The 4,908-nt window shown below is 62.4% G+C and carries 5 protein-coding genes; all 5 read left to right on the top strand.

The genetic code is table 11. The features are described 5' to 3' along the window. On the top strand, window positions 1-590 hold a 590-nt coding region (locus EN935_RS22190), incomplete at its 5' end, for an aldehyde dehydrogenase family protein (protein WP_127373616.1). A gap of 59 nt (window positions 591-649) precedes the next feature. Then, window positions 650-1,903, top strand: coding sequence for an ABC transporter substrate-binding protein (locus tag EN935_RS22185; RefSeq protein WP_056595179.1), 1,254 nt, complete (start codon window positions 650-652; stop codon window positions 1,901-1,903). 104 nt (window positions 1,904-2,007) lie between these two features. Beyond that, complete coding sequence (locus EN935_RS22180; RefSeq protein WP_109659236.1) at window positions 2,008-2,958, top strand: sugar ABC transporter permease; 951 nt, start codon at window positions 2,008-2,010, stop codon at window positions 2,956-2,958. Further along, a complete protein-coding gene (locus EN935_RS22175) occupies window positions 2,955-3,899 on the top strand; it encodes a carbohydrate ABC transporter permease (RefSeq protein WP_109659234.1) in 945 nt (314 codons plus the stop codon). Before EN935_RS22180 ends, EN935_RS22175 begins: the two co-directional genes overlap by 4 nt. A 4-nt stretch (window positions 3,900-3,903) precedes the next feature. After that, window positions 3,904-4,908 (top strand): ABC transporter ATP-binding protein (locus tag EN935_RS22170; RefSeq protein ID WP_164771260.1); only part of this gene is annotated, 1,005 nt, incomplete at its 3' end.

Below are 4,908 nucleotides of genomic sequence, written 5' to 3'. Positions count from 1 at the left end.
TACATGAGGCGATCGCCGACGATTTTCTCAGCGCCGTCAAGGCGCTCACCGCCAGGGTCACGGTCGGCGATCCGCTCGATGACCGAACCAAGGTTGGCGCGATGATCTCATCCGACCACCTGGCCAAGGTGGCAGATTACGTGGCGTCAGCCGCGACCGAGGGCAGCAGCGTCTACAGCGGCGGCAAGCAGCTGGCCTCCAATGCCGGCCAATACCTCGATCCCACCATCATCCGCGGCGTCACCGAGGATATGGCCATAGCGCGCGAGGAAGTATTCGGCCCGGTGCTCTCGGTGTTGACTTTTGAATCGATTGAAAAGGCGTTGCACATCGCCAACAACACGCCCTATGGTTTGTCGGCGGGCGTGTGGAGCGCCAGCATCGACACTTGCATGTCGGTGGCGCGTGGGGTGCGTTCGGGGACCGTCTGGGTGAACACATTCATGGAAGGTTATCCCGAGCTGCCTTTCGGAGGCTACAAGCAGTCCGGTCTCGGACGCGAACTCGGCAAGCGTGCCGTCGAGGATTATACCGAGGAAAAGACAATCCAGTTTCATCGCGGCCAGCGCACCGGATGGTGGGTCGGCTGAGTTGAGAAGAACCCGGCGGGCATCCGCCGGTCGTGTAGATGCAACAAGGGAGGAAGTACATGTTGCGCAAACTGCTTATCGGAACGGCGCTCGCATCGGGTCTGGCTTTCGCGGCCCATGCCGAGGACGTCAAGGAAGTCCAGATGCTGCATTGGTGGACGTCAGGCGGCGAAGCGGCTGCTCTCAACGTCCTCAAGGGTGATCTGGCCAAGGAAGGCTACGCCTGGAAAGACGTGCCGGTCGCCGGCGGTGGCGGCGACGCTGCCATGACCGCGCTGAAGGCGATGGTTGCCGCTGGCAACTATCCGACCGCCTCGCAGATGCTCGGCTACACCGTGCTCGACTATGCCGCCGCCGGCGTCATGGGCGACCTGACCGAGACGGCGAAGAAGGAAGGCTGGGACAAGTCCGTTCCGGCAGCCCTGCAGAAGTTCTCTGTCTATGAAGGCAAGTGGGTCGCGGCTCCGGTCAACGTCCACTCGGTCAACTGGCTGTGGATCAACAAGGCCGTCATGGACAAGATCGGCGGCACCGAGCCGAAGACCTTCGACGACTTCGTGGCCCTGCTCGACAAGGCCAAGGCGGCAGGCGTGATCCCGCTCGCTCTCGGTGGCCAGAACTGGCAGGAAGCCACCATGTTCGACTCGGTCGTGCTGTCGACTGGCGGACCTGAGTTCTACAAGAAGGCCTTCAACGACCTCGACGACGCTTCGCTCAAATCCGACACGATGAAGAAGTCGTTCGACAACCTGGCCAAGCTCGTCACCTATGTCGACCCGAACTTCTCGGGCCGCGACTGGAACCTTGCCACCGCCATGGTCATCAAGGGCGATGCCTTGGTGCAGGTCATGGGCGACTGGGCCAAGGGTGAGTTCCACGCCGCCAAGAAAACCCCGGGCACGGACTTCCTGTGCTATCGCTTCCCGGGCACCGACGGCTCGGTGATCTACAACTCCGACATGTTCGGCATGTTCAACGTTCCGGACGACCGCAAGGCCGCCCAGGTCGCGTTGGCCACCGCCACCCTGTCGAAGAGCTTCCAGTCGGCCTTCAACGTCGTCAAGGGTTCGGTTCCGGCTCGTACCGACGTTCCGGACACCGACTTCGACGCTTGCGGCAAGAAGGGCATCGCCGACCTGAAGGCAGCCAATGACGGCGGCACGCTGTTCGGCTCGCTGGCCCAGGGTTATGGCGCGCCTCCGGCGGTCGCCAATGCCTACAAGGATGTCGTCTCCAAGTTCGTCCATGGTCAGATCAAGACCTCGGACGAGGCCGTGACCGAGCTGGTCAAGGCGATCGACGACGCCAAGTAAGCGCCACACACCCAAAACGCCTTCCCCGCTCCGGCGGGGAAGGCCCAAATCCGCGAACTAATATCCGCGAACCTGGTTGGCCTCGCGTCGACGGGAGGAGCCCCATGAGCACGGTAGCGACAAGCCAGATCAAGCTGACGCCGGAGCGGCACCGCGCCTCGGTGCGCTCGCGCTTGCAGGACGCCCTGCCGAAGATCGTTCTGGCGCCGAGCTTCGCCATCACCATCGTCTTCGTCTACGGCTTCATCCTGTGGACGATCTATCTATCCTTCACCAATTCCAAGACCTTCCCGTCCTATGTCATCACCGGCTCGCGCGCCTATCAGCGGCTGTGGGGCTGGACCTTCGACACCGACCCGCCGTCAAGCTGGTACACGTCGATCACCAATATGGGCATTTTCGGTTTCCTCTACATCTTCATCTGCCTGGCGCTCGGCCTGTTCCTGGCCATCCTGCTCGACCAGAAGATCCGCGGCGAAGGCGTGCTGAGGCCGATCTACCTCTACCCGATGGCGCTGTCCTTCATCGTCACCGGCGTCGCCTGGAAATGGTTCCTCGATCCCGGCCTCGGCCTCGAGCAGACCTTGCATCAATGGGGCTGGACGAGCTTCCATTTCGACTGGATCAAGAACAAGGATTTCGTCATCTACACGGTGGTCATCGCCGGCGTCTGGCAGGCTTCCGGCTTCATCATGGCGATGTTCCTGGCCGGCCTGCGCGGCATCGACGGCGAGATCATGAAGGCGGCGCAGATCGATGGCGCCACCACCTTCCAGCTCTATCGCCGCATCGTCATCCCGCTGCTGCGGCCGATCTTCCTGTCGGCCTTCATCGTGCTCGCGCACCTCGCCATCAAATCCTACGATCTGGTCGTGGCGCTGACCAGCGGCGGGCCGGGCGGCTCGGCCTGGCTACCGTCCAACTTCATGTATGAATACACGTTCAAGCGCAACGAGATGGCCGTCGGCTCGGCAAGTGCGGTGATCATGCTGATGACCATCGTCGCCATCATCGTGCCCTATCTCTATTCGGAACTGCGGGAGAAGCCGCGATGAGCGCTGTCACCACTCCCGCCCGCCAGGCCTCTGGCGGCGTCAACGTCAAGATCATCAACCGCATCGTTATCTATGGGCTGCTGGCGCTGTTTGCGCTGTTCTACCTGATGCCGCTGTTCGTCATGCTGGTGACCTCGTTCAAGACCATGGACGAGATCCAGAACGGCAACATGCTGGCATTGCCCAAGGCGCCGACCTTCGACCCATGGCTGAAGGCCTGGGGCGAGACCTGCGTCGGTCTCACCTGCGCCGGCATCAAGGGTTATTTCTGGAACTCCATCAAGATGGTGGTTCCAGCCGTGCTGATCTCGACGATGCTCGGGGCGCTGAACGGCTACGTGTTGACCAAATGGCGCTTCCGCGGCGCAACGCTGGTGTTCGGGCTGATGCTGTTCGCCTGCTTCATCCCGTTCCAGTCGGTGCTGCTGCCGATGGCGACCATCCTCGGCAGCTTGGGCCGCTTCGGCGTCACGCTGCAGAACTCGGTTGGAACGAGCTTTGGCCTCGGCAACCCGACGGTCAACCTCGTCTTCGTTCATGTCGTCTACGGCATCGGCTTCACCACGCTGTTCTTCCGCAATTACTACGAGGCGTTCCCGACCGAACTGGTCAAGGCGGCGCAGGTCGACGGCGCCTCCTTCTTCCAGATCTTCCGCCGCATCATGCTGCCGAATTCGATGCCGATCTTCGTCGTCACCGTCATCTACCAGTTCACCAACATCTGGAACGACTTCCTGTTCGCCTCGGCTTACGCCGGCACCGGCGACGCGATGCCGATGACGGTGGCGCTCAATAACGTCGTCAACACCTCGACCGGCGTCGTCGAATACAACGTCAACATGGCCGCCGCGATGATCGCGGCACTGCCCACCCTTCTCGTCTACGTGCTCGCCGGCCGCTACTTCGTGCGCGGTCTCATGGCTGGCGCCGTCAAAGGATAATCTGATGGCTTTTCTGGAAATTGATGGTCTGAGAAAGCGCTTCGGCCAGGTCGAGATCCTGAAAGGGATCGATGTCGAACTCGAGAAAGGCGGCTTCCTGGTGCTGGTCGGCCCATCCGGCTGCGGCAAGTCGACCTTGCTCAACACCATCGCCGGACTGGAGACGATCACCTCGGGCGAAATCCGCGTCGACGGCCGCGCCATCAACGATCTGCATCCCTCCAAGCGAGACATCGCCATGGTGTTCCAGAGCTATGCGCTCTACCCGAACATGACGGTGGCCGGAAACATCTCCTTTGGCATGGAGATGCGCGGCGTGCCGGCGGCGGAGCGCCAGAAGGCAATCGACAAGGTGGCCAAGGTGCTGCAGATCGGTCACCTGCTGCAGCGCAAGCCGAGCCAGCTTTCCGGCGGCCAGCGCCAGCGCGTCGCCATGGGTCGGGCGCTGGTGCGCGACCCCAAACTGTTCCTGTTCGACGAGCCGCTCTCCAACCTCGATGCCAAGCTGCGCGTCGACATGCGCATCGAGATCAAGCGCCTGCACGCCACCACCGGCACCACCATCGTCTATGTCACCCACGACCAGATCGAGGCGATGACGCTGGCGACCAAGATCGCCGTCATGCGCGACGGCGAGGTGCAGCAGTTCGGCACCCCGGCCGAAATCTACAACAACCCGACCAATCTCTTCGTCGCCGACTTCATGGGCTCGCCGGCGATGAACCTGATCCCGGCGACGATCGGCACCAACGGCAACGCGCTGTCCGTCGTGCTGCAGCGCGAGGCGCGCGAGCCGATCAATCTGCCGATGGCCAATGCCCCGGCGGGCCTGTCGGCATTCCAGGGCAAGCCGATCATCTTCGGCGTCCGCCCTGAAGCGCTGACCGATCCGGAAGGTGCCGAGCGCAACGCGTCGAACATCGCCACCGCCGACTGCCACATCGAGGTCGTCGAACCGGCAGGCTCGGACACCTTCGCCGTCACCAATCTCGGCGGCAAGGGCGTGGTG

The organism is Mesorhizobium sp. M7D.F.Ca.US.004.03.1.1, from assembly GCF_003998635.1.
GTDB classification, from domain to species: Bacteria; Pseudomonadota; Alphaproteobacteria; order Rhizobiales; family Rhizobiaceae; genus Mesorhizobium; species Mesorhizobium loti.
This window is presented reverse-complemented; position numbering and strand designations above follow the sequence as displayed.

Coding starts and splice junctions, on each gene's coding strand:
- EN935_RS22185 (WP_056595179.1), top strand. CDS start 650: ATGTTGCGCAAACTGCTTATCGGAACGGCGCTCGCATCGGGTCTGGCT.
- EN935_RS22180 (WP_109659236.1), top strand. CDS start 2,008: ATGAGCACGGTAGCGACAAGCCAGATCAAGCTGACGCCGGAGCGGCAC.
- EN935_RS22175 (WP_109659234.1), top strand. CDS start 2,955: ATGAGCGCTGTCACCACTCCCGCCCGCCAGGCCTCTGGCGGCGTCAAC.